Annotated in this window: 28 protein-coding genes; 13 read left to right on the top strand and 15 right to left on the bottom strand. The window is 68.4% G+C overall.

What is annotated here, in order from left to right:
* On the bottom strand, positions 1 to 1,245 hold the full coding sequence (locus G9373_RS09140) for a hypothetical protein (RefSeq protein WP_133985002.1): 1,245 nt from the start codon (positions 1,243 to 1,245) through the stop codon (positions 1 to 3).
* On the bottom strand, positions 1,242 to 2,195 hold the full coding sequence (locus G9373_RS09135) for a Ppx/GppA phosphatase family protein (protein WP_037204265.1): 954 nt from the start codon (positions 2,193 to 2,195) through the stop codon (positions 1,242 to 1,244). The genes G9373_RS09140 and G9373_RS09135 overlap by 4 nt, the downstream gene beginning before the upstream one ends.
* A 66-nt stretch (positions 2,196 to 2,261) precedes the next feature.
* Between G9373_RS09135 and G9373_RS09130 the strand changes: the two genes are divergently transcribed.
* Positions 2,262 to 3,047 carry a hypothetical protein gene (locus G9373_RS09130; protein WP_007300738.1) on the top strand — a complete coding sequence of 262 codons (786 nt, stop codon included), beginning with the start codon at positions 2,262 to 2,264 and terminating at the stop codon, positions 3,045 to 3,047.
* A gap of 69 nt (positions 3,048 to 3,116) precedes the next feature.
* Positions 3,117 to 3,452, top strand: coding sequence for a hypothetical protein (locus G9373_RS09125; protein ID WP_005258391.1), 336 nt, complete (start codon positions 3,117 to 3,119; stop codon positions 3,450 to 3,452).
* A gap of 86 nt (positions 3,453 to 3,538) precedes the next feature.
* Here the strand turns inward: G9373_RS09125 and G9373_RS09120 are convergent, their stop codons facing one another.
* From G9373_RS09120 to G9373_RS09085, 8 genes are all read right to left on the bottom strand, one after another.
* On the bottom strand, positions 3,539 to 4,228 hold the full coding sequence (locus G9373_RS09120; protein WP_005251956.1) for a response regulator transcription factor: 690 nt from the start codon (positions 4,226 to 4,228) through the stop codon (positions 3,539 to 3,541).
* Positions 4,225 to 5,418 (bottom strand): ATP-binding protein, encoded by a 1,194-nt coding sequence (locus G9373_RS09115; RefSeq protein ID WP_005251948.1) that lies wholly within the window; start codon positions 5,416 to 5,418, stop codon positions 4,225 to 4,227. The genes G9373_RS09120 and G9373_RS09115 overlap by 4 nt, the downstream gene beginning before the upstream one ends.
* A 149-nt stretch (positions 5,419 to 5,567) precedes the next feature.
* A complete protein-coding gene (locus G9373_RS09110) occupies positions 5,568 to 6,323 on the bottom strand; it encodes a phosphoglyceromutase (RefSeq protein ID WP_206031898.1) in 756 nt (251 codons plus the stop codon).
* 43 nt (positions 6,324 to 6,366) lie between these two features.
* The gene (locus tag G9373_RS09105; protein ID WP_133985006.1) at positions 6,367 to 7,959 is read right to left on the bottom strand and encodes an AMP-binding protein; all 1,593 of its coding nucleotides are present in this window, start codon (positions 7,957 to 7,959) and stop codon (positions 6,367 to 6,369) included.
* 149 nt (positions 7,960 to 8,108) lie between these two features.
* A complete protein-coding gene (locus G9373_RS09100) occupies positions 8,109 to 8,600 on the bottom strand; it encodes a YbjN domain-containing protein (RefSeq protein WP_025433141.1) in 492 nt (163 codons plus the stop codon).
* Complete coding sequence (gene mshA / locus G9373_RS09095) at positions 8,597 to 9,955, bottom strand: D-inositol-3-phosphate glycosyltransferase (protein ID WP_208328686.1); 1,359 nt, start codon at positions 9,953 to 9,955, stop codon at positions 8,597 to 8,599. The genes G9373_RS09100 and mshA overlap by 4 nt, the downstream gene beginning before the upstream one ends.
* A gap of 12 nt (positions 9,956 to 9,967) precedes the next feature.
* A complete protein-coding gene (locus G9373_RS09090; protein ID WP_133985008.1) occupies positions 9,968 to 10,795 on the bottom strand; it encodes an alpha/beta hydrolase in 828 nt (275 codons plus the stop codon).
* On the bottom strand, positions 10,741 to 11,943 hold the full coding sequence (locus G9373_RS09085; RefSeq protein WP_133985010.1) for an MFS transporter: 1,203 nt from the start codon (positions 11,941 to 11,943) through the stop codon (positions 10,741 to 10,743). The genes G9373_RS09090 and G9373_RS09085 overlap by 55 nt, the downstream gene beginning before the upstream one ends.
* Positions 11,944 to 11,999: 56 nt before the next feature.
* Between G9373_RS09085 and G9373_RS09080 the strand changes: the two genes are divergently transcribed.
* The 3 genes from G9373_RS09080 (at position 12,000) to G9373_RS09070 (ending at position 14,280) form a co-directional block, all read left to right on the top strand.
* Positions 12,000 to 12,773, top strand: coding sequence for a PIG-L family deacetylase (locus G9373_RS09080; RefSeq protein ID WP_005566246.1), 774 nt, complete (start codon positions 12,000 to 12,002; stop codon positions 12,771 to 12,773).
* 67 nt (positions 12,774 to 12,840) lie between these two features.
* Positions 12,841 to 13,245 (top strand): PaaI family thioesterase, encoded by a 405-nt coding sequence (locus G9373_RS09075; RefSeq protein ID WP_133985012.1) that lies wholly within the window; start codon positions 12,841 to 12,843, stop codon positions 13,243 to 13,245.
* A 3-nt stretch (positions 13,246 to 13,248) separates the two neighbouring features.
* Positions 13,249 to 14,280: a tocopherol cyclase family protein gene (locus G9373_RS09070; RefSeq protein ID WP_133985014.1), complete on the top strand. Its 1,032-nt coding sequence runs from the start codon at positions 13,249 to 13,251 to the stop codon at positions 14,278 to 14,280.
* Here the strand turns inward: G9373_RS09070 and G9373_RS09065 are convergent.
* The gene (locus tag G9373_RS09065) at positions 14,273 to 14,938 is read right to left on the bottom strand and encodes an isochorismatase family cysteine hydrolase (protein WP_005570453.1); all 666 of its coding nucleotides are present in this window, start codon (positions 14,936 to 14,938) and stop codon (positions 14,273 to 14,275) included. The two genes, G9373_RS09070 and G9373_RS09065, sit on opposite strands and share 8 nt — an antisense overlap.
* A 120-nt stretch (positions 14,939 to 15,058) precedes the next feature.
* Here G9373_RS09065 and G9373_RS09060 point away from each other — a divergent pair, with 120 nt between their 5' ends.
* Positions 15,059 to 15,646, top strand: coding sequence for a DUF742 domain-containing protein (locus G9373_RS09060; protein ID WP_005570454.1), 588 nt, complete (start codon positions 15,059 to 15,061; stop codon positions 15,644 to 15,646).
* 92 nt (positions 15,647 to 15,738) lie between these two features.
* Here G9373_RS09060 and G9373_RS09055 read toward each other — a convergent pair whose 3' ends face one another.
* Both G9373_RS09055 and G9373_RS46315 read right to left on the bottom strand, forming a co-directional pair.
* A complete protein-coding gene (locus tag G9373_RS09055; protein ID WP_275948822.1) occupies positions 15,739 to 16,950 on the bottom strand; it encodes an ROK family protein in 1,212 nt (403 codons plus the stop codon).
* A gap of 698 nt (positions 16,951 to 17,648) precedes the next feature.
* Complete coding sequence (locus tag G9373_RS46315) at positions 17,649 to 17,861, bottom strand: hypothetical protein (RefSeq protein ID WP_240482904.1); 213 nt, start codon at positions 17,859 to 17,861, stop codon at positions 17,649 to 17,651.
* Positions 17,862 to 17,873: 12 nt separating this feature from the next.
* Between G9373_RS46315 and G9373_RS09050 the strand changes: the two genes are divergently transcribed.
* The 3 genes from G9373_RS09050 to G9373_RS09040 all read left to right on the top strand — a co-directional run bounded on the left by G9373_RS09050 (position 17,874) and on the right by G9373_RS09040 (position 20,144).
* Complete coding sequence (locus G9373_RS09050) at positions 17,874 to 18,335, top strand: hypothetical protein (protein WP_240960426.1); 462 nt, start codon at positions 17,874 to 17,876, stop codon at positions 18,333 to 18,335.
* 105 nt (positions 18,336 to 18,440) lie between these two features.
* On the top strand, positions 18,441 to 19,388 hold the full coding sequence (locus tag G9373_RS09045; RefSeq protein WP_007300726.1) for a TauD/TfdA family dioxygenase: 948 nt from the start codon (positions 18,441 to 18,443) through the stop codon (positions 19,386 to 19,388).
* 9 nt (positions 19,389 to 19,397) lie between these two features.
* A complete protein-coding gene (locus G9373_RS09040) occupies positions 19,398 to 20,144 on the top strand; it encodes an SDR family oxidoreductase (RefSeq protein ID WP_005560405.1) in 747 nt (248 codons plus the stop codon).
* Between the two features lie 290 nt (positions 20,145 to 20,434).
* Here the strand turns inward: G9373_RS09040 and G9373_RS09035 are convergent, their stop codons facing one another.
* Together G9373_RS09035 and G9373_RS09030 are read right to left on the bottom strand one after the other, a co-directional pair.
* Positions 20,435 to 21,619: an Ig-like domain-containing protein gene (locus G9373_RS09035; protein WP_054247482.1), complete on the bottom strand. Its 1,185-nt coding sequence runs from the start codon at positions 21,617 to 21,619 to the stop codon at positions 20,435 to 20,437.
* Positions 21,620 to 21,651: 32 nt separating this feature from the next.
* On the bottom strand, positions 21,652 to 22,743 hold the full coding sequence (locus G9373_RS09030) for a UDP-N-acetylmuramate dehydrogenase (RefSeq protein ID WP_081276427.1): 1,092 nt from the start codon (positions 22,741 to 22,743) through the stop codon (positions 21,652 to 21,654).
* A 25-nt stretch (positions 22,744 to 22,768) separates the two neighbouring features.
* Here G9373_RS09030 and G9373_RS09025 point away from each other — a divergent pair, with 25 nt between their 5' ends.
* The 4 genes from G9373_RS09025 (at position 22,769) to G9373_RS09010 (ending at position 26,523) form a co-directional block, all read left to right on the top strand.
* Positions 22,769 to 23,266, top strand: a complete 498-nt coding sequence (locus G9373_RS09025) for a DUF2505 domain-containing protein (protein ID WP_043786777.1) — start codon at positions 22,769 to 22,771, stop codon at positions 23,264 to 23,266.
* 51 nt (positions 23,267 to 23,317) lie between these two features.
* A complete protein-coding gene (locus G9373_RS09020; protein ID WP_005560412.1) occupies positions 23,318 to 23,818 on the top strand; it encodes a DUF2505 domain-containing protein in 501 nt (166 codons plus the stop codon).
* Between the two features lie 21 nt (positions 23,819 to 23,839).
* Positions 23,840 to 24,637 carry a class I SAM-dependent methyltransferase gene (locus tag G9373_RS09015; RefSeq protein ID WP_120660500.1) on the top strand — a complete coding sequence of 266 codons (798 nt, stop codon included), beginning with the start codon at positions 23,840 to 23,842 and terminating at the stop codon, positions 24,635 to 24,637.
* A gap of 338 nt (positions 24,638 to 24,975) precedes the next feature.
* The gene (locus G9373_RS09010) at positions 24,976 to 26,523 is read left to right on the top strand and encodes a TROVE domain-containing protein (protein ID WP_133985016.1); all 1,548 of its coding nucleotides are present in this window, start codon (positions 24,976 to 24,978) and stop codon (positions 26,521 to 26,523) included.

Genomic DNA, 26,523 nt, shown 5'->3' with positions numbered 1-26,523 from the left:
TCAGCCCGACGCAAGCATGAAGGCTAACGGCCCCAGAGTGACGATCATCCCGACCACGACGGCGATCACGAAGCTGGTGATGTCGTCGGTGCGACGCAGGATGCGGACCATCGCGACCAGTCCCACGATGACGAGCAGCGCCAGAATCAGCGCGACCCACGGAAAGACGTCCCACAGCTTCTCGAAACCCTTGAAGAGCAGGGCCCCGGCGATCACGGCTACGACGCCCTGACCGATGAGGACGGCCCACTCGCGGGTGGAGTTCTCGCCTGCCTCGTCCTGCTTGCCCGCCTTCTCCGCTTTCGCGGCCTCGGCCTTCTCTGCCTTCGCCTCCTTGCGGGAACGGCGAGGGCTCTCGGGCTTCTGCGCGTCGCCCTCGCGCTTCTCGGTGTCCGCGTCGTCGGTGGCGGCCTCGATGAGGTCCGTCTCCTCGCCCGCGTTCGCCGCGTCCGAGTCCCGGGACTGCCGCATCAGGTCACCGGCCAGAGTCGAGCCGGACAGTAGCGCGGGTTCCGGCTTCGCCTTGGCGGGAGGCTCGGGCTTCGGCGTCTCGACGAACTTCGACGCGCCGTTCGTCGGCGCTGCGGGACCGGCCTTCGTTGCGGTTCCGGTTTTCACCGGCGCCTCCGTTTTCGCCGGCACCTCGGGCTTGGCAGGCGCGGCGGGCTTGGCAGGCGCTGCGGACTTCGCCGCCGGTTCGGCCTTGGCCGGGGTGTCGGGCTTCGGCGCCGGCTTCACGCGGGGAGCGGCGACGGTCGGCGCAGGCTCCGGCTTCTTCACGACCGGGGCGGCCACGGTGGGCGCCGGTGCGGACGCGGCGGCCTCGGGCGCCGGCCGTTCCTTCTGGACGGAGCGGCTGACCCAGGTTCCCTGGTGATCACGCGACGTCCCACCCGACACCACTCCGCGGCCACGACCGGCGGGGCGACTGGCGATGGGCTCGTCGTCATCGTCTTCGTCGTCGACGGGAGCCTTGAATGCTGCGGTGCGCCCGTCGGCACGCACGGACGGCGCCGCCGGTGCGGTGGTGCGCGGCGGCTCGGGCGCGGCAGATTCCGGTTCGGGTTCGGGTTCGAGTGCCCGCGAATCGGACGGATCCCGAACCACCGGAATTTCACCGGTCAGCTCGGCAACGGAGATTCCCCCCTTGACGCCGCGACGACGCCGCCCGCCCCGGGACTCCACCTGCTGTCCGTTGCGTTTGAGCAGCTCTGAAACAGAGATCTGCTGACTGTCCTCGGTCATCGAGCACCCACCATCAATTCACCGCCCATTTCCGTATCGAGCTTGCGGAGGATCAAACCCTCACGCAGAGCCCAGGGGCAGATTTCCAGTTCTTCCACGCCCAGTGCTCTCATGCTGGCCTCCGCAACGAGTGCTCCGGCCACGATCTGCTGCGACCTGTCGGAGCTCACCCCTTCCAATTCTGCACGGTCCGAGGCCGTCATCCGCGAAATGAAAGCTATGAGTTGCCTGAGACCGCTGGCGGTGAGGGTGCGCTTGACCCGCGGGCCCGCGCCGGAGGGCGCCGCGCCCGTCAGCCGGGCCAGCGAGCGGAACGTCTTGGACGTGCCGACGGCCCGATCCCACTGCCCCGCCGCGCGCAGTTCCTTGGACGGGACGGTCAGTTCGGCGTCCAGCCAATCCCTCAGCACGGCCACCCGACGCTTGCCCGGCGGGTCGGCTTCGAGCCAGTCCCGGGTGAGCCGTCCCGCGCCGAGTTGCAGCGACAGCGCGACGTCCGGGTCCTCGTCACCACCCGCCGTCAGCTCGAGGGATCCGCCTCCGATGTCGAGGTTCAGGATGCGGCCCGCGCTCCACCCGAACCAGCGGCGCACGGCGAGGAACGTCAGCCGGGCCTCGTCGACACCCGACAGAACCTCGAGTGCCACCCCGGTCTCGGTGTGCACTCGCTCGAGCACGGCGTCCGAATTGTTGGCGTCGCGCACGGCGGAGGTGGCAAACGCCATGAGCTCACCGCACCCCGACGTCTTCGCGATGCTGGCGAAGTCTGACACCGTCGACACCAGGCGATCCGCACCCTGGGGGGTGATGTCACCCCGGTCGTCGGTGTTCTCGGCCAACCGCAGAGTCGACTTGGTCGAACTCATCGGTGTGGGGTGGCCGCCCCTGTGGGCGTCCACTACGAGAAGATGGACGGTGTTGCTTCCGACGTCGAGTACCCCTAGTCGCACATTGACACGGTACTGGGTCTACCGTCGGGCTTTGTGACAGCACGTAAAGCAGGGCGTTCACACAAGATGACGCCCAGCCCGGAAGTACCCCTCGACTTCGCTCGTGAATGGGTCGAGTTTCCCGATCCCGACAACGCCGAGCACATCATCGCCGCGGACATGACGTGGCTGCTCTCGCACTGGACCTGCGTGTTCGGCACCCCCGCCTGCCAGGGCATCATCGGCGACCGGCCCGACGACGGTTGCTGTTCCCACGGCGCGTTCCTCTCCGACGAGGAGGACCTGGAGAAGCTGAACCGGTCAGTGAAGATGCTCACACCCGCGGACTGGCAGTTCATGGAGAAGGGTCTCGGCAAGAAGGGTTACGTCGAGGAGGACGACCTCGAGGACGAGCCCGCGCTGCGCACCCGCCGGTATCAGGGCGCCTGCATCTTCCTGAACCGCCCCGGCTTCGAGGGCGGCGTCGGTTGCGCGCTCCACTCGATGGCACTCAAGCGCGGAATCGAACCACTCGAGGTCAAGCCCGACGTGTGCTGGCAGCTCCCGATCCGCCGCACTCAGGAGTGGGTCGAACGCCCGGACGGCGAGCAGATCCTCAAGACCACCATCAGCGAGTACGACCGGCGCGGCTGGGGCGAGGGCGGCTCGGACCTGGACTGGTACTGCTCGGGCTCCCCCGACGCCCACGTGGGCGCCAAGGCCGTCTGGCAGTCGTACGCACCCGAGCTGACGGAACTGCTCGGCAAGGCCGCGTACTCGGAGCTGGCGAAGATGTGCAAACGCAGGGCCGGCCTCGGCCTCGTCGCTGTCCATCCCGCCACCGCCGCGGCGCAGAAGAAGGCTGCCGAGTAACGCATCAGACCCACCGGTCGATTTACCCGTCACGGCCCCATTCCGGGCACAGCCATGACAGGAGAGATCATGTTCGCTCGAATTCTGACCGGTGCCCTGTTGACCGCCGCCGCGACGCTCGCCCTCGCGCCGACCGCGTCCGCCCAGCCGACCCCGGACTGGAACACCTTCTACGACAAGACGGCCAACTTCGTCGCACCGTTCGATCCGGGTGCCTTCGGCGACAAGGGTGACCGGGCAATTGTGCTGAGCCCGTACGGCACCGGCCGGGTCATCGAGTGCAAGGGCGACGGACACTACGTCGCGGTCTACTGCAGGCAGTTCGACGACCAGGGTCGCGAGCACGCCATCACGCAGATCATCTCGGCGCCGTTTCGCGGCGTCTACGTGTACAACCCGTTCTGACACACGCCCACGAATTCGTCAGCCGCACAGGCAATTTCCTGCGCGGCTGACGAATTCGTGTGCAACTGTGGCGGATCGGCGTCCGCTCACGCCTCCAGTTTGTAGCCCAGGCCGCGGACGGTGACGAGATGCTCCGGCTTGGCCGGGTCGGTCTCGATCTTCGAGCGCAGACGCTTGACGTGCACGTCGAGGGTCTTGGTGTCGCCGACATAGTCCGCGCCCCACACCCGGTCGATCAGCTGCCCGCGGGTGAGCACCCGGCCCGAGTTCCGCAGCAGGTACTCGAGGAGGTCGAACTCCTTGAGCGGCAGCGTGACGGCCTCGCCGTTCACCTGGACCACGTGACGTTCGACGTCCATCCGGACCGGTCCCGCCTCGAGGACGGCCGAGTCCTGCGCGACGTCGAGTTCGCTGTCGACGCCGCGGCGCAGCACCGCGCGGATGCGGGCGATCAGTTCCCGCGCCGAGTACGGCTTGGTCACGTAGTCGTCGGCGCCGAGTTCGAGGCCCACCACCTTGTCGATCTCGCTGTCCCGTGCCGTCACCATGATGACGGGGACACCGGACCGGCTGCGGAGCTGCTTGCAGACGTCCGTGCCGCTCATGCCGGGCAGCATGAGGTCGAGGAGGACGATGTCGGCACCGGCCCGGTCGAACTCGGCGAGCGCGGACGGTCCGTCGCCCACGATCGTCGTCTCGAATCCTTCCTTGCGTAACAGGAATGCCAATGGGTCGGCCAGTGACTCCTCGTCTTCCACGATCAGCACACTTGTCATCGCTTGGCCTCCATACCGGTTTCTCTCTTCCCGACGTTTCCGCCCTCGGCGTCCACTGTCTCGATGTGTGCAGGAATCTGCAGGGTAAACGTCGAACCTGTTCCGGGCTTGCTCCACAGGTCGATCGATCCGTTGTGGTTGGCGGCCACGTGTTTGACGATCGCGAGGCCGAGCCCCGTTCCGCCGGTCGCGCGGGCCCGCGCCTTGTCGACGCGGAAGAACCGTTCGAACACCCGCTCCTGGTCTGCCTTGGCGATGCCTTCGCCGCGGTCGGTCACCGAGATCGCCACGTTGTCGCCGCGGATCGACCGGCTCACCGAGACGGGGGTGCCCTTCGGCGAATAGGCGATGGCGTTCTGGACCAGGTTGGACAGCGCGGTGACGAGCAGGGCGCGGTCGCCGAGCACTTCGTAGCCGCTGTTGTGGTCCGTGGTGACGGCGATCCCGGCGGCTTCCGCGGAGATCTTGCAACGCTGCAGCGCCTCGTCCACCACCTCGTCGACCGAGACGGCCTCGAGGTCGGGCAGTTTCTCGGCGCCCTGCAGCCGCGACAGCGCGATCAGTTCGGTGACCATCTTGCCGAGCCGCACTGATTCACTGAGCACGCGTTCGCCGAAGTGCCGGACCGAATCGGGATCGTCGGCCGATTCGAGGAGTGCCTCCGCCAGCAGACCCATCGCGCCGACCGGGGTCTTGAGCTCGTGGCTGACGTTGGCGACGAAGTCGCGGCGGGTCGCCTCCATCCGCACCTGCTCGGAGTCGTCGTCGGCGAACAGGACCACGAAGTTGTGGTCTTCCTTGCTGAGCAGACGTGCGGTGCCACGCACCGCGATCCGATCGCGTCCGCGCTGCGGGTTCTTGGTACTCAGGTCGACCTCGACGGGTTCGCCGGTTTCGAGGACCCGGAGCGCCGCCACCCACGCCCGGTCGTCGACGAGCCGGTTCCGCACCAGGCCCAGCTCCTCCGCGCGGGGGTTGAACAGGACGACGTCGTGGAACTGGTCGACCACGGCGATGCCGCTCTCGGATGCCAGCACGATCAGGTCGAGCACCTGCGACATCGTGAGCCCGGACTGCTCTTCCATGCGCTGCGCCTGCCGGGTGGACAGCATGGGGATCAGCACGCCACCGACGAGGTAACCGACGAAGCCGCCCACGATGGCAAGCAAGACGGCTTGAACAACACTCACGCCTGAATCGTACGTTCGTGCGGCGGGCCGGTTACGCCGGGACCGGGCATTTCCGCGCACGTCACACGCGGCGACCGGAGTCTTCGTCCGCAGTTAACCTGCCGTTGGCCGGACGTCCCGCGAACGCGACGTCCGGCCGGTCGCACGGGTTACTTCCCGCCCTGGTTCGCGACCGCGGCGGCGCCCGCGGCAGCGGCCTCTGGGTCGAGGTACGTGCCACCGGGGTTGAGCGGCTTCAGGTTCTCGTCCAGGTCGTAGCGCAGCGGGATGCCCGTCGGGATGTTCAGGCCCGCGATGTCCTCGTCGGAGATTCCGTCGAGGTGCTTGACGAGGGCGCGCAGCGAGTTGCCGTGCGCGGTGATCAGCACGGTCTTGCCCGCCTTCAGGTCGGCGGAGATGGTGTCTTCCCAGTACGGGATCAGGCGGACGACGACGTCCTTCAGGCACTCCGTCAGTGGGACCTCATCGAGGTTCGCGTAGCGGGGATCGGTGTCCTGGCTGTACTCGCTGCCGGCCTCGATCGGCGGCGGCGGGGTGTCGTAGCTGCGGCGCCACAGCATGAACTGCTCGTCGCCGTACTTCTCCTTGACCTGCGCCTTGTTGCGTCCCTGCAGGGCACCGTAGTGGCGCTCGTTGAGACGCCAGTCGCGGGTGACGGGAATCCAGTGCCGGTCGGCGGTGTCGAGCGCGATGTTGGCGGTGCTGATCGCGCGGCGCAGCAGCGACGTGTAGAGCACGTCGGGGAGCAGGTTGTGCTCGAGCAGCAATTCGCCGGCGCGCTTGCCCTCGGCGATGCCCTTATCGGTCAGGTGGACGTCCACCCAGCCGGTGAACAAGTTGAGCGCATTCCATTCGCTCTCGCCGTGGCGGAGCAGCACAAGGGTTCCGGTACTCATGCCGTTCATCCTGGCATGCCTCCCGGAACCCTCGCGCCGTGAACCCCTGCCGTCAGCTCCGGTCGGCCTCGCTTGCCCGGAGATCCTTGCGGAGGATCTTGCCCGCGGCGGACTTCGGCACCAGGTCGATGAACTCGACCTTGCGGACCTTTTTGTGCGGCGACACCCGCTCGGCGACGAACGCGATGACCGCGGCCTCGTCCAAGTCGGCACCGGGCTGGCGGACGACGAACGCCTTCGGCACCTCCTCACCCTCGTCGTCGAGAACCCCGATGACGGCGGCGTCGGCGATCTGCGGGTGCGTCAACAGCAACGCCTCCAACTCGGCGGGCGGCACCTGGTACCCCTTGTACTTGATCAGCTCCTTCATCCGGTCCACGATCGTCACCACCCCCTCGGAGTCGACGGTCGCGATGTCCCCGGTGTGCAGGTACCCGTCCGCATCCAGGGTCTCCGCGGTGGCCTCGTCGTTGCCGAGGTACCCGGCCATGATGTTCGGGCCCTTGCACCACAACTCACCCGGTGCGCTGACCCCCGCCGCCGGGTAGGCGACCTCCTCCCCGGTGCCCGGGTCGACCAGCTTGCACTCCATGTTCGCGATCGACGGACCCACCGAATCCAGCGCGATGTCGTCACGGTCGAACGGAATCGCATGCGAGACCGGGCTCATCTCCGACATCCCGTACCCCTGCCGCACCCGGCACCCGAGCCGGTTCGCGACGGCCTTGCCCAGTTCCTGATCCAGCGGGGCGGCGCCGGAGAAGATCGAATGCACGCTCGACAGGTCGTAATCGTCGACCAGCGGATGCTTGGCCAACGCCACCGCCACCGGCGGGGCGATGAACACATACGTGCACTGCTGCCCGGACACGATCGAAAGGAACTCGACCAGGTCGAACTTCGGCATCGTCACCAAACTCGCCCGGTTGAACAGGGCCGCGTTCAGCAGCACCGTCATCCCGTAGATGTGGAAGAACGGCAGCACCGCCAGCAGTTTGTCGTCGGCGCCGATGCCCATCCGCGGGTTGATCTGACACACATTCGCCACCAGGTTGCGATGCGTGAGCATCACCCCCTTCGGCCGGCCGGTGGTCCCCGACGAGTACGGCAGCACCGCCAGCTGGGTCGCCGGATCGAACGACACCTCCGGCGCCGGTGCGCCCTCGGCCAGCAGATCGGTCAGCGACGGGTGCCCGTCGGCGCCGTCGAGGACGATCACGTTCTCCACCGGGATCCCGACCTTCGCCGCCGCATCCTCGGCCTGCGGCAGCAGCGGGGAGACGGTGAACAGGAACTTCGCCTTCGAGTCGGTGAGCTGCTTGGCGATGTCCTCCGCGGTGTACAGGGCGTTGATCGTGGTCGCGACACCACCGGCCCGCAGGATCCCGTGGAACACCGACGCGAACGCCGGAACGTTCGGCGAATGCAACCCCACCACCTCACCGACCGCGAGACCGCGGGCGGCCAGCGCCCCGGCCACCCCGTTGATCTGGGCGACCAGGGACTGGTACGTGGTGACCGCGCCGGAGGCACCGTCGATCAGCGCGGGCCGGTCCCCATCCGCCGGGTCGACGTGGCCGAAAAGGAAATCGTAGACACTGAGGTTCGGAATCTCGACGTCCGGAAACGGGCTCTTGAAGCTCACTGGGGCCTCTCCCTCGAAGTGTTGCAGCAGCAGTTGTCGGTACAAGTTTCTGTGAACATCAGACACATGTACCTAACCTGTGACAACAGTCACAAGCTCGGCGCAACTCTACCCGCGCGTATTTCCGGTCCGCGCGCGGTCGACAGCACTCAGGCCTGCGAATCCTCGATGAGATGCTCGAACGGTTTCAGGTTCGCCAGTGACTCCCCGCGTGAGACACGCCACTCCCACTCACGCTTGATGGAACCGGCGAAACCGAGCTCGAGGAGGGTGTTGAAGTCGCCGTCGGCCGCCTCGAGCACCTGCCCGAGAATCCGGTCCAGTTCGTCCGCGGTCACCGCGTGCTCGGCGATCTGACCGACCAGGTAGATGTCGCCGATCTTGTCGATCGTGTACGCCACCGAGTACAGCCGGCGATTGCGCCGCAGCAGGTACTTGTAGACGCCTTCGAAGTTCTCGTCGGGTTTGCGGCAGACGAACGCCTCGACGCGCAGACCGTGCTTGCCGACAGTCAGGAGCGTGGTGGTCTTGAGCTTGCGCTCGCCGGGCAACTCGACGATGAAGTGCGTCGAGTCCTTCCTCGTGAAGTCCATCTCACGTTCGGTCAGGGCGGACTCGATCACGTCGGCCAGCTCGCTCATGCGCGCACTCCCCCGGCCCTGCGCAGCTTCCACAGTCCGCGTCCGCGACGCGGGGAGAATTCGCTGGGGCCGTGTCCGTAGTTGTAGTTGACGGTCGCCATCCGATAGCTCTCGAGGAGTCCGTCGGCGGTGTGTTCCCAGGAGAAATTCTCCGCGTGACGCGGAGCCTCGGCGGCAAGTGCGGCGAGCCTGCCGGGCTCCGAGACCAGCGACTGCAACGCCGTCGCCCAGTCCTCGGTGCGGTGCCCGTCCACGAGAAGCCCGGTCTCGCCGTTCCGGACGGCGACGCCGAGACCGCCCACGTTCGCGGCGATCACCGGCGTGCCACAGGCCTGCGCCTCGATGGCCACCAGCCCGAACGACTCCGAATAACTCGGCACCGCAACGATATCCGAAGCCCGGTACACGTCGACGAGCCGATCGGGCGCCTGCGGCGGGAGGAACGTCACCCGCGCGGCGATGCCGAGCGAGGACGCGAGTTCGATCAACGCGTCCGGCCGGGCCAGCCCGGAACCGGACGGACCGCCGACCACGAGCACCCGCAGTGTCGATTCGGGATCTCGGGCGATCAGTTCGGCGGCGGCACGGAGCAGGACGTCGGGCGCCTTGAGCGGCTGGATGCGTCCGACGAACGTCACGACGGTCTCGCGCGGGTCGAGCCCCAGCTTCGCCCGGGCGGCGGCCCGGTCGCCCGGCCGGTACCGCGTCAGATCTGCGCCGGGCGCCACCACGTCGATCCGGTTCGGGTCGGCGCCGTAATGGCGGACCAGCTGATCGGATTCCTCGGTGGTGTTGGCCACGAGCCGGTCGGACTCGGCCACCACCTGCTGCTCGCCGATCTGGCGGGCGGCCGGTTCGGGAGTGTCACCGTCGGCCAGCGACAGATTCTTGACCGCGGCGAGCGTGTGCGCGGTGTGCACGAGCGGCACACCCCAACGGTCGCGGGCGAGCCAGCCGACCTGCCCCGACAACCAGTAGTGCGAGTGCACCAGGTTGTAGTAGCCCGGTTCGTGGCGGGCCTCCTCGCGGAGCACCCCGGCGACGAACGCGCAGAGCTGGGTGGGCAGATCCTGCTTGTCCAGCCCCTCGAACGGGCCCGCTACGACGTTCCGGACGAGGACCCCCGGCGCCGCTTCCTGGACCGGTGCGTCGGCGGACGACGTGGCCCGGGTGAAGATCTCCACCTCGACGCCGCGACGCGCCATTTGGATGGCGGACTGCAGCACGTAGACGTTCATTCCGCCCGCATCGCCGGTACCGGGCTGCGCCAGTGGTGAGGTGTGGACCGAGAGGACGGCCACCCTGCGGGGGCGCGAGTTGTGCATGGGCGTCACCACTCCATAGTGCTCCCTCACCGATCGGCCCCTTTAACCGAGGTTGTCGACGAACTCGCCGACCTCCTTCACGAACCTCTCGGGATCCTCCACGAACGGTCCGTGATCGCAGCCTTCCCAGAACGACGCCCGCGCCTGCTGGATCAGTTCTGCAGCGTGCCTACCAGCCGAGACATCGACGACGGAGTCCTCGGTGCCGTGCAGGACGAGCACCGGCACGTCGAGGGACCGGAGCAGGTCGTCGTGGCTCGCGGACCGGTTGAAGAGTGCGGCCCGCACCCGGGGCGGGGTGGCGAGGCTGGCCCCGAACAGCGCCTGCGACTGTGCGCCCTTGCCTTCCGGCGGTCCGGTGAGCGCGTTGCCGAACGCGCCCAGCGCGCGGATCGCCTCGCGCGGCTCCTCGGACATCGCGCCGGGGATCGCCGCGCGCATCGCCTCGCCGACCTTGCCGCCTGCCTCCCCGCGACCGATGCTGGTGATGGCTCCGACGAGGACCACACCGTCGACGGCGGACGTGCCGTGCGACGCCAGGTAGTCGCAGATCACTAGGCCGCCGTAGGACCAGCCGAGGAGCACGGCGCCGGACGCGACACCTTCGGCCGTGAGCACCGCGTCGACGTCCCCGGCCCAGACCGCGGAGTCGTCGTAGCCGGTGTCGGGCGCACCCGAGTAGCCGTGTCCGCGGAGGTCGACGGCGATGACGCGGTAGCGGGCCGCGAGTTCGTCGAGCACCCCGGGGCCCCAGCACTTCGAGGACTGCGCCCAACCGTGCAGGAGTACCAGGGCCCGCGCGTCGGGGTCACCGGTCACCGAGTAGACGAGGGGCGTTCCGTCGACGCCGACTGTTTCACGAATAGCCATGGGGTCACCATAGAGGCCAGCAGCGCGGCGATCGCCGCCACCGCGTAGCCCGCGGTCGTGCCGAATTCGTCGATCATCCGGCCCGCGAGTGCCGACCCCACGGCGACGCCGACACCCAGCCCGGTGACGATCCAGGTGATGCCCTCGGTCAGCGCGGCCGCGGGCACGATCTGCTCGACGAGACCGGTCGTGACGATCATGATCGGTGCCACCGTCATCCCCGCCACCGCGTAGGCGACGGCGAGCGCCGGAATGCTGTCGGCCAGAAGGAGTGGAACCGTCAGGACTGCCACCGCGAGAACCGCGACCATCAGCTGTTTCCGGAGCGACGCCGACACCCGGATCGCGCCGAACACGATGCCTGCCACAGCGGAACCGGCCGCGAACAGGGCCAGCACCACGGTGGCGGAGGCGGGTGCGTCGTGGCTTCGGGTGAAGGCGATGGCACCGACGTCGATGACACCGAAGATCGTGCCCATCGACACCATGACCGCCACGAGGATCCACACGGCGGGCGTCCGGACGACGGACGGGCGGCCGTCGTGCGTTGCCGAATGCACGGGGGGTTCGGTGCCGCGCTGAGCGACGAGCGCGAGCGTGCCGACCACCAGCAGGACGAGACCCGCGAGCGGTCCCGCCTCGGGGAACACCGTGACGGACAATCCGACGGAGACCACCGGTCCCGCGATGAAGCACAGCTCGTCCACCACCGCCTCGAACGCGAACGCCGTCCGCAGCAGTGGCGTGCCGCGGTACAGCTCGGTCCAGCGGGCGCGCACCATCGCACCGATCGTGGGCATGCAGCCGGCGGGAACGGCCCACACGAACAGCACCCAGTCGGGCGTCCCGAACCGGACGCACAACAGCATCGCGGCGATGGACGTCGCGCTGATCCCCGACGCGACGGGAAGGACGCGGGACTGCCCGTACCGGTCCACCGCCCGGGACACGACCGGGGTGATGAACGCGTAGGTCAGCGCGAACACCGCGGCGAGAGCACCGGCCAGTGCGTAGTCGCCGCGCAGTTCGGACAGCATCGTGACGATGCCGATGCCGACCATGGCGATCGGTACCCGCGCAACGAATCCTGCGGCGGAGAACGCGGCGGAGCCGGGGGCGGCGAAGATCTGACGATAGGTACCGAGCACGCGTCGAGCCTCACAGATCGTGGCCGCGACTTCCAGCACGTGCAAGTATTGCGCTCATGAGTGTCCTGGTGTGTTTCCACGCCCATCCCGACGACGAAGTGTTCACCACGGGTGGCGTGATGCGCCAGGCCGCCGACGCCGGTCATCGCGTCGTCGTGGTCACCGCGACGGACGGGGCGCTCGGCGAGGCCCCAGACGGGATCCTGACCGACGGCGAATCACTCGCCGAGCGTCGGCGCCGCGAGCTGGAGGAGTCGACGTCGCTGCTCGGCGCCCAGCGTGTGGTGTTGCTGCACTACGCGGATTCCGGGATGGCGGGAACGCCGGAGAACGAGAACCCCGCCGCGTTCTGCAACGTCGACGTCGAGGAGGCCGCTGCCCGGCTGGCCGCGATCCTCGTCGAGGAATCCGCCGACGTGGTCACCATTTACGACCCCAACGGTGGCTACGGTCATCCCGATCATGTCCAGGTGCATCACGTGGGCATCCGGGCCGCCGAACTGGCCGGTGTGCCACACGTCTACGAGGCGGCCGTGAGCCGCGACCACATCCGGCGGCTCATGGCCGCCAATCCGGAGTGGTCCGAGAACGCCCAGCCACCGGACCTCGACACGTTCGGTCTGCCGGACTCCGAGATCACCACGGTCGTGGACGTCACCTCGGCCATGGACGCCAAGCGCGCCGCGATGCACGCGCACGCCACCCAGATCGGGGATTTCGGCCCGTTCCTGCAGATGCCCGAGGATCAGTTGCGGGCGGCATTCGGTCAGGAGTGGTTCCGCCGTCGCGGGGCACCGGCCGGGCTCGCGGAGTCTTCGCTGCCCCTCTGATCGACCGGCGCGGGTATCCCCGCGAACCGCCTGCGCGGGTTCGGTTCCGCGCCTAGCATCCACGGGTATGGATCCCGCTGATCTCGTCGCGACCATGCCGTTCGCCGTACATACCGGGGTCCGCCTCACGAAGGCCGCGCCCGAAGAGGTCGTCGGGCACCTCGAGTGGGAACAGCACCGCACGACCGCGGGAAACGGCATGCACGGCGGGGCGCTGATGACGCTCGCCGACAGTGTCGGAGCGGTCTGCGCGTTTCTCAATCTTCCGGCGGGGGCATCCACGTCGACCACGAGTTCGAGCACGGTGTTCACCCGCGGCGTCCGCAAGGGCACCGTCACCGCGACGGCGCGGCCGCTGCACGCCGGACGAACCACGGTCGCCGTCGTCACCGAACTGCGGGACGGCGAGGATCGACTCGTGGCGCAGGTGACGCAGTCGCAGGCGGTGCTGCACCGCCAGCCGGGAAGCTGACCGATGCCGCGTCTGCTGCGGGCATACCGCGCCACGGGAGCGGATCTGCCGTTCGGCAACGTGCTCGCCGCACACGACGTCGCGATGGAAGGCTATTTCTGGCGGTTCACCCAGCCCGCGACGGGACAGGTCGTCATCGCGCTGGCGGGAATCAACCGGGCCGCGGACGGGCACTGGGCGACGCTCGGTCTCGCCGGTCACCCCACCCGGTTCCTGCGGACTGCCGCGCATCCGGAGGGCTACGCCAACCCTGCCGGACTCGGCGCGTTCGCGGGCGACGCTTTCCGCGGGTCCGTCGACCGTGTGCGGGTGGACCTCGGGCCGGACGCCCGCCTCGACGTCCGGGTCTGCGCCCAGGTCCCGTGGCCGCGGCGCAGGCTCGGCGGATCGAGTGTGTTCCAGACCGTGCCCGCGCTGAACCAGTACTGGCACCCGTGGCTGCTCGGCGGACGCGCCGAGGGAACGGCCGTGCTGGGCGGCACCGAGATAGACCTCGACGGCGCCCAGGTCTACGGCGAAAAGAATTGGGGCAAGGGCGGATTCCCCCACTCCTGGTGGTGGGGCCAGGCTCAGGGTTTCGCCGACCGGCAGGCGTGCGTCGCGTTCGCCGGCGGCGAAATCACCGCGGGCGGGCTGCGCACCGAGGTCACGGCCGTCGTCGTCGCGCTGCCCGACGGCACGGTGTTCCGCCTCGGCAACCCGGTCACCTCCCCCGTCCGGGCGCATGTCACGGACGATCGGTGGTCGCTGCGGGGCCGCGGTCGCACGTGGAGCGTCGAGATCGAGGGCGGCTCCCCGCTGAGCGCGGCGCACGTGCTGCCGGTTCCGCTCCCCACCGAGCGTCGCAACATCCCCGGCGCCCTCGAGCACCTCGCGGGCTCGATGAGTGTCACGGTCCGCCGTCGCGGTGAGCTCGTCTGGGCCGACGAGTCACCACTCGCCGCGTTGGAGCACGGCGGCATCGAGCGGGCGCGCGCGGAGCTGCGCAGGCGGGGTGCGCCACCGGACGCGACCTCGGCGCCGCCGCTCAGCTGATCACCTCGAGCTCGGGTGGCTGCAACGCCTCGACGATCTCGTCGGTCTCCGCGTGGAGAACCCCTATTCGCCCGGCCTCCTCCAGGTGGCGCGCATCGACGCCCGAGATCGCATCGGCGGCGACGAGCACCTTGTAATCGCGTTCGCTGGCGTCGAAGATCGTGGCGCGCGGGCAGTTGGGATAGTTGCATCCCGCGATCACCACGGTGTCAACCCTCCACTGGCGCAGGCGGCCGTCGAGTTCGGTGCGGTAGAACGAACTCCACCGGGGTTTGAACAGGATGTGCTCGGTGGGCGAGACGGACTGGAGGCCGCCGCCGAGGAGCGACTCGGGGTCGAGCGGTGGCACCCCCAGCTCCGGCGCCACCTGGGAGCCGGCGGTGCCCGGTCTGACGATGTCGAGTCCGGCCGCGATCACGCGGCGCCGGCACAGGTCGACGTCGTCGCCCTCGTACAACCGGACGACGTGCACGATCGGCGCCGAGGCCTCCCGGTAGGCGTCCACGAGACGCGCGATCGCGGGCAGCACCGCGGAGGTGCCGGGAATCGGGGCGGTCCCGCCGTCGACGAAGTCCACCTGTGTGTCGACGACGAGCAGCGCGGACCGGCCGAGATCGGGAGCGAGGAACGGATCCGAGTTCTGCCGCCAGTGGGTCACGCAGCAAATCTAACGCTCGCGCGCACCCTGTAGCCGGAATCACAGGGACCGGTGCATTCACCCGAAACGCGAGTTTGGGACCATGGAGTGGGTGGGGTAGTGCGAGAAGGGTCCCAACCGATGACTGTGAGCGACGAGAACTGGCCGTCGATCGGCGCGACAGGGGCGCGCTTCGGATCAGCCGGCCGGCGCCGCAGCGCCAGGAAAGAGCAGGACCCGAGCCCGCCGCAGCCGGCCGAGTGGGTGGAGCCCGGCCGCGCCGAGGCCGCTCCCGAGCAGGTGGAACCCGTTTCCGAACACGCCGATCAGACTCCCGAGTCCGTCGACAGTCCTGCCGCCGAGCCCACCGAGTGGGTGGCGCCCGAGGACACCGTCTCCATCGTCCGGCCGTTCATCCTCACGGGCGGGCGGACCGAGTCCGGGGTCGATCTGCCACTGGAGGCGCTCATCGTCGCCCGCCCGGACGGCGACACCGTCGTGGACGGGATGCTTGCACCGGACGAACTGCGCCGCGTCTTCGCGCTGTGCTCCGAACCGCGGTCGGTGGCCGAGATCGCGTCGCTCGCGTCGATCCCGCTCGGCGTCGCGCGCGTACTCCTCGGCGACCTCGCGGCAGCCGGGGCGGTCACCGTGAACGAGACCGCCGGGTCCACCGGACCGGACCGGAAACTGATGGAGCGCGTCCTCGACGGGCTGCGCAAACTCTGAGACGCACCGGGGAGCAAGCACCCGGGGAAGAAGCATACGAATTCGTCAGCCGCACAGTCAATTGCCTGTGCGGCTGACGAATCGCTGTGACGCTAGATCGACGTCCGGCGCATCGCTCCGACCGGATCGGAGTAGATGGTGCTCAGCGACACCACCGTCGAGGCGTACTCCTGCACCCGGTTGCCGAATCCGGAGATGCGAATGTCCCTGCGCTCCAGCGACGATGCCTGCGCGAAGGCCTCCGCGACGTGCGGGATCCCGGCCGGGTACTCGGTGAACGCCTGGCCTCCGAGGATCACCCGATCCGGGTTGAACAGGTCCCGCAGCATGGCGACCGTCTTCCCGAGCACCTGAGCACGTACCACCAGAAGCGCGTGCGCGGGAACGGAACCCGAGGACGCGGCCTTGTAGAGGGCACTCATCGTCGGCCGCTGGTTCGACGCCGGGAGGATGCCCGCATCGAGGGCGGCGGAAATGACCGCGCGATCACTGATCGTCGCCTCGAGGCACCCGCGTGAACCGCACGAGCACTGCGCCGACGAGCCCGTCGGCAGGTGCGCGATCGAACCGGGACCGCTCGACGGCGTGTGAACGCGGCCGTCGATGGTGATCGCGATGCCGGCCGTCTCACGGGCGTAGAAGTACAGGCCCGTTTCGCCTTGCGCGACACCGTCTTCGCTGTCCGGGCTCAGCAGCAGCTCGGACGCGGCCATCGCCTCGACGTGCGCCGCGACGGAGACGGGCAACCCGAGTCCAGTCGCGATGATGGCGCCGACCTGAGCGGACTTCCATCCCAGCCGGGGGTGGTCGACGACACCGGTCTGCGGATCGACCCGACCGCCGAGTGCGACACCCGCCCACAGCGGGCGACGCCGGTGCCAGCGGGAAGCGAAGGCCCGCGCGCTGCGTGCAATGCCGGCGAGTGCGTCGGCGGACGCGCCCTGCGGGGTGGGCACCTCGACCGCGCCGAGGACCTTCCCGCGCAGATCACTGGCGATGATGCTGGTCACGACCGCGCCGATGTGAATGCCCACCGTCAGGTAGGGCTCGTGGTTGACCTCGAACGGAACCCGCGGACGACCGATCGCGCCGGACGGCGTGAGGTCGCCGCGCTCGCGCAGCAGCCCGAGGTCGAGGAGCGCCGACACCTGACGGTTGACGGTGGCGATGCTCAGGCCGGTTGCCTTCGCGGCGACGTCCCGCGACAACGGGCCGCGAGACCGGGCCACCCGCAGAACACCGGCGGCCGGGCCGTCGCTGATCCGCAGCTCGGGGGGAACGATGTGGAGACGGGGACGGGACACGGGCCGCTGGAATCGAGATGCGGAGCCGGTCCGGGTGGGGCTGGAAAGAGTGGGGGTAGACACGTGGCAGTCCTTGCATGCGGAGGCGGTGCGCACCTTCGTCCGAACGCTGCATCCGTCCCGGGCCGAGAGTGGGACGACCGAGGACGATCGATCAGGAGAAGACTGCGCGAATTAGCTGCAGATGCTGAGACAGCGACAACACAGTTCCCGCGCCAAGGGCAGCCGCGAGCCCAGCGCGGAAGTCACATAGGTGACCCGCGGAGCGGTCGACTGGCCTGAAGACATGACACGAAAGTAGCAGCTTCGGTCGGTTTCACCAATCGGAGGGCGCGTCGGCGGGTGCCTCCGCGCCGCGCCACTTACCCCAGTTCCCGCCACTGCGAGTGGCGCCTGCCGGCGCACATCGGAGGGCATCGCCACTCTTGACGGCAAGAGTGTTTCACGACGCACTACGCCGAAATACCAACCGAACGTACAGTTTTAGGAGCGAGATGTATCGATGTGAGCACCTCCGAGATGTCGCTGATCAGACGGCCGAGATCGCCATCGTGACCGAACCTCCATTCGCACCCTCGAAGGAAATCGACGTGACCTCCACCCAGAACTCCGTGACACCCCGGGCGACCGTCCGGCCGCTGAAGGTGGCCGGGCGCCAGTCTCATCGGGACCGCCATCGAGTGGTACGACTACGTCATCTACGGCATGGCCGCGGCAATCGTGTTCGGCCCGTTGTTCTTCCCGTCCTTCTCCTCGATCGCGGGGACGCTGGCCGCATTCGCGACGTTCTCCGTCAGCGAAGAAGCGTTCCTGTCCTGGGGCTGGCGGGTCCCGTTCCTGGCCAGTGCGGTCTCGTCATCCGGTTCACCATCTCCGAGAGCCCCGACTTCGAGAAGGTCGAGAGCACGCACCGCGATCAACGATTGCCGATCGTCACCGTCCTGCGGGAGAACCTGCGCGAAGTGCTGCTGGCCGCGGGTGCGTTCATCGGCATCAACACGGTCGGTTACATCTTCATGGCGTACCTGCTGTCCTATTCGACGAAGGTCCTGGGCATGAGCAAGACGCTCGTGCTCCTCGTCACGGGCTCGGTGGGGCTGACCGTCTGGGCGGCCGCGCTGTTCCCGCTGATCGACCTCCAGAACCCCCCGGTGATCGCGGCTCTGTTCACCGAACTGTTCAGTGCCGAGGTCCGGTACAGCGGTGCGTCGCTCGGCTATCAGATCGGATCGGTTCTCGGCGGCGGGCTCGCCCCGACAGTGGCCGCCGCGCTGTACGCGAACTGGGGTTCGTCGGCACCGATCTCCCTGTACCTCACTGCGGTCACGCTGCTCAGCCTGCTCTGCGTCGTCGCGATCACGCGGAAGGTTCGCGCCGCCGCGTAGCGCCCGCCCCTTGCGATCAGGGTGACGCAAATCCTTCCTGCGACACACCCACTGGTGGTTCGGTTACGGGACTCCACACCGTCTCCGGTATCCGAAAGGCTCACCATGTCCATCGATTTCGCGCCCGAGCACGTGACAGACGCCGAGGGTTCCCAGAACGCGGCGAGCGTCGTCAAGCTCGGTGCCCACATCGGCGCCCGGATCGACGGCGTCCGGCTCGGCGGCAACCTCGACCCCGCCACCGTGTCGCTCATCCGCCAGGCCCTGCTCGAGCACAAGGTGATCTTCTTCCGCGGCCAGGAACATCTGACCGACGACTCGCAGTACGAATTCGCGGAGCTTCTCGGCTCCCCCACCACGGCGCATCCGACCGTCACGTCGCGCGGCACCAAGGTGCTGCCCATCGACTCCGACTACGGCAAGGCCAACAGCTGGCACACCGACGTCACGTTCGTCGATCGCATCCCGAAGGCGTCGATCCTGCGCGCCGTGCAACTCCCCACGTACGGCGGATCCACCACCTGGGCGTCGGGTGTCGCCGCGTACAACGCGCTGCCCGAGCCGCTGAAGGTCCTCGCCGACAACCTGTGGGCGACGCACACCAACGTCTACGACTACGCGGCGACCAGCGCGGAACGCGCGCAGGACGACAAGGCGAAGGAGTACCGCGCCGAGTTCCAGTCCACCTACTTCGAGACGGAGCACCCCGTGGTGCGGGTGCACCCCGAGACCGGCGAGCGCACACTGCTGCTCGGTCATTTCGTCAAGAGCCTGGTCGGCCTGAGCAGCACCCAGTCGCAGGCACTCTTCCGGGTTCTGCAGGATCACGCGATCTCGCTCGAGTTCACGACCCGGTGGAACTGGCAGTCGGGCGATGTCGCGATCTGGGACAACCGTGCCACTCAGCACTACGCCGTTGCCGACTACGACGATCAGTACCGGCGCCTCAACCGCATCACCCTGGCCGGTGACGTCCCCGTCGACATCCGGGGCGAGCGCAGCCGCAGCGTCGCCGGCGACGCGAGTGGCTACTCCGTCATCGACGAGCCCTAACATGTCGGCATGACCTTTTCACCTGACACCCGCATCGCCGTCGTCACCGGGGCGAGCTCCGGAATCGGAGAAGCCACCGCCCGCACCCTGGCCTCGCAGGGATTTCATGTGGTCATCGGGGCCCGGCGACTGGATCGTCTGGAGAAGATCGCCGAAGACATCGGCGGTACCGCGCTCGAACTCGACGTCACGGACCAGGATTCCGTGGACGCGTTCAGCGCGGTACTGCCGAGGGTCGACGTGCTCGTGAACAATGCGGGCGGCGCCAAGGGACTGGCCACCGTCGCCGACGCCGATCTCGACGACTGGCGGTGGATGTGGGAGACCAATGTCCTGGGCACCCTTCGGATCACCAAGGCGCTGTTGCCGAAGTTGGTCGAGTCGGGTGACGGTCTGATCGTCACCATCACATCGCTGGCCGCGCTCGAGGCGTACGACAACGGTTCCGGATACACGACCGCCAAGCACGCGGAGGGCGTCCTGCACCGCACGCTGCGCGGAGAACTGCTCGGCAAGCCGGTCCGTCTCACCGAGATCGCACCGGGCGCAGTGGAAACCGAGTTCTCCCTGGTGCGTTTCGAAGGCGACCAGGAGCGCGCCGACAAGGTCTACGCGGGCATCACCCCGCTCGTCGCCGCGGACGTCGCGGACGTCGTCGGGTTCGTCGCCTCGAGGCCCTCCCACGTGAACATCGACCAGATCGTCGTCAAGCCACGAGATCAGGCTTCGTCCGGGCGTTTTCACCGCACGACGTAGGCGCGTTCGCGGCGGTCCGCCGGTCCTGGTGTTCGAGCACCAGGACCACGGTCCACAGTCCCGCCACGATCGTCACGACCCCCAGCAACATCCATCCCATCCCACAGCCCCCTGCCGATCAACGACTTTCGACCGAAACGGACTGTCGGGGTCGTCCGTCGACCCCTCGACAGCGGACGACTCCCCACAGTTGTGTGACCCGAGAACACGGCGCCGTTGACGCGTCCTCATTCAGGTAGACGCAGGCGGCCCGGTTTCGGTTCCACCGGGTGTGAAGAAAGTTCGCTCGCCTATGCGAGCGCCGACATGGACTGCCATTCGGGCCAGCTGACGGCCCAGTCGTAGATGTCGCCGTCGGCGGCCGAGAGGTCGATGGACGTCCCGGTCACCTCGACGGGATCGCCGTACATCGCGGTGCCGAAGTACTGCTGCGCGTCCCCGAGGGACAGGTTGATGCAGCCGTTGGTGACGTTCGACGAACCCTGGACGCCGATGGTCTCGGGGTTCGCGTGGATGAACTCACCGTTGTTGGAGATACGGACCGCCCAGCGCTCGCGCACGTTCTCGTAGAACGGCGGGTTGGACATGAGGAAGTCCTCGTGCTTCTCGGTCACCATGTGGATACCGCTACGGGTGACGTTGCGGGCCTCGTTGCCTTCGCCGTAGCTGACGGGGATGTCCATGATGGTCTCGCCGCCGCGCACCACCTGCATGCGGTGGCTCGGCGCGTTCGCGATCACGATCTGGCTACGCCCGACGGTGAAGTTCAGCGACAAATCCTCCGCGCCGTACGCGCCGTCGCCGAAGTCCAGTCCGTACAGCCGGGCGTCGAGGCTCACGGTGGTGCCGGGCGCCCAGTAGTTCTGCGGACGCCAATGTGCGCGCGACCCGTTGTCGTCGGGCAGCCACGCCCACGAGCCCGGTGTCGGCGGGTTGGTCGTGACGGTCATCGCCTTCTCGACCGCCGCCTTGTCCTCGACGGACTCGTGGAACTGGACGATGATCGGGGCGGCGATGCCGACTTCCTGACCGTCGCCGATGTTGAGTGTGGCGCCGATGGTCTCGTCGGGCTCGACCGTGGTGAAGCTGCCGTCGACGGCAACGGACTTGCCGTCCGTGCCGAGCGCCGTGCCCTTCCACGTGTACGTGGCGCCGTAACCCAGCGCCTCCCCGACGGTGAACGTGGTCCGGTCGGGTGACAGCACACCCTGCACGGCACGCCCCTCGGCGTTGACGAGGGAGATGTCGGTGAACGTGCCCTGCGACGCGGTCGCGGAGATCGGCGCCACCGGATTGACGTCCTCGGTGCCCGACGCCGGATTCTGGGTGACCTCGACCGCCGGTTCGGGGGGCGCGGTGGCGGTTCCCGACTCGGAGCCGACCGTGCATCCGGTCAGCAAAACGAGAAACGCGATCAGCGCCGTCGCGATCAACGCGACGCGCGACCGACTTGTCCGAGAACCCAGTTCATGCACAGCTAACAGGTTACCTGCGCTACGGACCTGTCTCAGATCGCGCAGCCCACCGTCACGGGTTCGGGTTCGAGCCGGACACCGAACGCCGCCTGGACGCCGTCCCGGACGTCGCGAGCCAATGCCAGCAGGTCCTCGCTCTTCGCGGCACCTCGATTGGTCAACGCGAGAGTGTGCTTGGTCGACAGCCGCGCGACGGCGGTCTCGCCGGGATACCCCTTCGAGAAGCCGGCCCGCTCGATCAGCCACCCCGCAGACAACTTGGTTCCGCCGTCGGCCGGGTACTGGGGAACAAGGACGTCGCCGAGGCGGGTCTCGATCGCGGCGAGGACGCCCGCCAACTCGCCGTCCGCAACGACGGGGTTGGTGAAGAAGGAGCCCGCGCTCCAGGTGTCGTAATCCTCGGGATCGAGCACCATGCCCTTGCCCCGCCGCAGGTCCAGCACGGCGTCGCGGACCTGCGCCGACGGCAACCGGTCGCCTTCGGCAGCGTTCAGCGCGGAGACCAGTTCGCGGTAGCGCAGCGGCTCGCCGAGCCCGTCGGGATGCACGGTCAGTTCCACGGCCAGCACCAGGGCGGCATCGGAGTGTTTGAGGACGCTCGTGCGGTAACCGAGGCCGAGGGCGTCGGGTTCGACCCAGCGCGCCTCACCGGTGCGTCGATCGAGGAGGTGAACCCGCCGCAGCATCGACCCCACCTCGACGCCGTACGCGCCCACGTTCTGCACCGGGGTGGCCCCGGTCGATCCGGGAATCCCCGACAGGCATTCGAGCCCGCCCAGCTCGGCGGCGACGGTCTGCGCGACCACCTGATCCCACTCGGCGCCCGCCTCGGCAGTGACGAATCCCTCCTCCAGACCGACGGTGGTGTTGCACACACGCACGACCACACCGTCGAATCCGTCGTCGCCGACCACCAGATTGGAGCCGCCGGCGAGGATCAGAGTCGGGATGTGCGCGGCGTCGAGGAGACGCACCACGTCGACGAGGACCTGCGTGGTCGGGCACTCCGCCACGATCCGCGCCGGCCCGCCCACGCGCAGCGTGGTCATCCCCGACAGTTCGAGGTTCTCGGACACGAATGCGCCCGAATCGACGAGTTGACTGACAATGCTCACGTCCCACACAACCGCAAACGGTAGCCTGCGGATCGTGAGTCGCCGCATCGAGCATTCGTCGTCCTATACGTTTCCCGTCGCCCAGGTCCATGCGGGCCTGATCACCGAGCAGTACTGGCGCGACCGTCTCGACCGGGTCGGAGGACCGGGGGCAACCCTGGACGAGGTCACGACCGGCCCGGGCACCATCTCGGTGGCCATGTCGCAGTCGATCCCCGCCGAGCACCTGCCCAGCATCGTCTCGAAGGTCCGGTCGGGCGATCTCGTGATCAAGCGCACGGAGACGTGGGGCACGCTCGACGGCGATCACGCCGAGGGCACGTTCACGGCCGAAGTCCAGGGCGCGCCGGCGGTGATCTCGGGGACCCAGACCCTGACGGCTGCCGGTTCCGGGTCGAAGGTGCAGGTCGAAGGCAAGGCCGACGTGAGGATCCCGCTGATCGGCGGCAAGATCGAAAGCGCGATCGCGGACGAGGTCCTGCGCCTGATCGAGAAGGAGCAGGGCTTCACGCAGCAGTGGCTCGGGGCCTGACCTGGGGCGGGTGTCCCTTGTGTTCCGTCACAGCCGGTAACCTTGGCGATCATGGCTCGCCGCATCGACTACTCAGCCCGTTACAAGCACACCCCGAAAGAGGTGTACAACGCGTTCACCAACCGTGACTACTGGGATGCGCGCATCGAGGAGATGCGGAAGTACTCCGAGAACCACATCGAGCACTTCGACGTGAACGACGACGGGATCGACATCGTCCTGCACCACATCCTGCCGCGGTCGGAACTCCCCGAGATCGCGCAGACCGTGATGAAGAAGGACATGGTCATCACGCGCAAGGAGTCGTACACGCCCTTCGGTGAGCCGACCACGGGCACGTACGAAGCCTCGATCCCCGCGGGCCCGGGCAGCCTCACGGGCACCATGAAGCTGTTCGCCACCGAGACCGGCTGCACGTTCCGCACTTCGTCCGAGGCCAAGGTGTACCTGCCGTTCATCGGCGGAAAGCTCGAGCAGCTGATGCTCGTCAACCTGATCGACCTCTTCCGCGCCGAGGCCGAGATCACCGAAACGTGGTTGTCGCAGCACTAGCAACCACCGCACGGATTTCCCATGACTTCAGCGACGCTGAAGCGGCCTCACGGTGTCATCACCCGGGGTACGACAGGCATCAATCGGCTGCGACGCAGCGACCGCTGGCTCGTCCACGACGCGCTGGTGCGCCGGACGCTGCACGCGTCCGTCGACCCGCTCGTCGTCGACCTCGGGTACGGCGCCCGGCCGCACACCACGTTCGAGCTCGCCGACCGGCTGACCGCCGTGCGCGGCGACCGCCGGGTGGTGGGGCTCGAGATCGATCCCGAGCGTGTGGTCGAGAGCAGGAACGGAGTGAGTTTCGCCCGCGGCGGGTTCGAGCTCTCCGGGCTGCGACCCGTCCTGGTCCGCGCGTTCAACGTGCTGCGGCAGTATCCCGAGGATGCCGTCGGGCCGGCCTGGTCGCGGATGCAGTCCGGGCTCGCACCGGGCGGGCTGATCGTCGACGGCACATGTGACGAGCTGGGCCGCCGCTGCGCGTGGGTGCTGCTCGACGCCACCCGCCCGCTGTCGCTGACGCTGGCGTGGGATCCGTTCGCCGTGGAGAAGCCGTCGGACATCGCCGAACGGCTACCCAAGGCGCTGATCCATCGCAACGTACCGGGTGAGCCGGTCCACGCCCTCCTCGCGGCAGCGGACCGCGCGTGGGCCACTGCGGCGCCTCACGGCTCGTTCGGACCGCGGGTGCGGTGGCGGGCCGCCCTCGAACTGCTGCGCGCGCAGGGACTTCCCGTGCAACCCCAGCGCCGCCGGCTCCGCGACAACATCCTCACCGTTCCGTGGGAAGTGGTCGCGCCCGGTTCCGGCACGAATTAATTCACGCGACATCCCCCGAAGCGCCCCGTAGAGTCACTTCACGAAACACGTTGTGCCGGTGCGCAGGCGAGGGCTACTTCGACTGTGGATCGCGTGGTCGCCGGTTCGAATCCGGTCAGGGACGCAGGTCCCTGTAGCTCAGCGGTAGAGCGCGTCCGTGCCTCCGCCGACTCCGAACTCGGCACGACATGCGTGCGCGCCACCCGGTGCGCAGACGACGGATACTTCTCAGGTGAAGTGCGCAAGCACGCGGTTCGACTCCGCACCCCGTCGTCGCTTCGACCTCGGGTGGCGCGCACCCCACGAGCACCGACACCTCCCGGAAGGAGGAACAACCCATGAGCAAGTTCAACCTGAAGACGCTGCGCCGCACCAAGGTACAGAGCCCCATCACGTCGGAAACGCAACCGACCGGCCGCACGTTCGAGGGCGGCAGCGGCTACGCCCGCGGCGCGAAGAGCGAGCTGTTTCTCCTCGCGGTCACCAACATGGTGGGTGAGCACACGTTCTACGAGTCGGCTCCGGACCGCGACAACCGGTTCGTCGAACTCATCCACGAGGTCACGCTGTCGGACCCGGAGTGGACCGCCCGCCTGATCGGGTGGCTGCGCCGCGACGCGCATCTGCGTTCGGCGTCCGTGGTGGCCGCGGCCGAGTTCGTCCGGGCCCGGCTGGGCGCCGGTCTGCACGGCGGCAACCGCGCCGTCATCTCGTCGGCGCTGGAGCGGGCCGACGAGCCGGGTGAGATCCTCGCCTACTGGATTGCGCGCCACGGTCGTTCGATCCCGAAGCCGGTCAAGCGCGGGGTCGCCGATGCCGCCGTCCGCCTGTACTCGGAACGCTCACTGCTGAAGTGGGATTCCGATGCCAGGGACGTCCGCTTCGGCGACGTCCTCGAGCTCACCCATGCGTCGCCGTCGGCGACATGGCAGGGCGAGCTGTTCCGGCACGCGATCGATCGGCGGCAGGGACGCGAGAACACGATCCCCACCGGCCTGCGGATGCTCACGGAACGAGCGGCGCTGGCGGCTCTCTCGCCGGAGGATCGGCGTGCCGTCCTCCGGACCCCGGAGCTGCTGTCGGCGGCCGGCATGACCTGGGAGTCGCTCGCCGGCTGGCTGCAGGGGCCGATGGACGCCGCAGCATGGCAGGCGGTGATCCCGTCCATGGGGTACATGGCGCTTCTGCGCAACCTGAGGAACTTCGACGAGGCCGGGCTTCCCGACCACGTCGCCGAACAGGTGGCGGCCCGGATCGCCGATCCGGGCGAGGTCGCGAAGTCGCGGCAGCTGCCGATGCGGTTCCTCGCGGCCTACCGGAACGCGCCGAGCCTGCGGTGGGGGCATGCGCTCGAACGTGCGCTCGGGGCATCGCTGTCCGCGGTCCCGTCGCTGCCCGGCCGCACCCTGGTGCTCGTCGACCGGTCCGGATCGATGTTCTACAGCCGCGTCTCGGCGCGGTCGGAACTGACGCGGGCGGACGCGGCCGCGGTGTTCGGCACCGTTCTGGCGGCGCGTGCCGAACGGGCCAACCTGGTCGAGTTCGGCACGGACAGCCGGTACGTGCCGTTCAAGCACCAGCCGGTGCTGCGGGTCGTCGACAGTTTCGGCGACCTGGGCGGCACGGACACCGCGTCGGCGGTGCGGAAGCACTACCGCGACCACGATCGCGTCGTCATCGTCACCGACGAGCAGGCGACGTGGGGCGATCCGACCCGGCACGTCCCGGCCGACGTCCCCGTGTACACGTGGAACGTGGCGGGCTACCGACACGGACACGGACCGACGGGATCCGCGAACCACCACACGTTCGGCGGACTGTCGGACGCGGGATTCTCGATGATCCCGATCCTGGAGGGCACCCGGAACGGCGAGTGGCCGTTCTGA

The organism is Rhodococcus sp. A14 (genome assembly GCF_011603105.1).
GTDB lineage: Bacteria > Actinomycetota > Actinomycetes > Mycobacteriales > Mycobacteriaceae > Rhodococcus_F > Rhodococcus_F opacus.
Note: the sequence above shows the minus strand (reverse complement) of the source record. Positions and strands in the feature narration are given on the sequence as shown.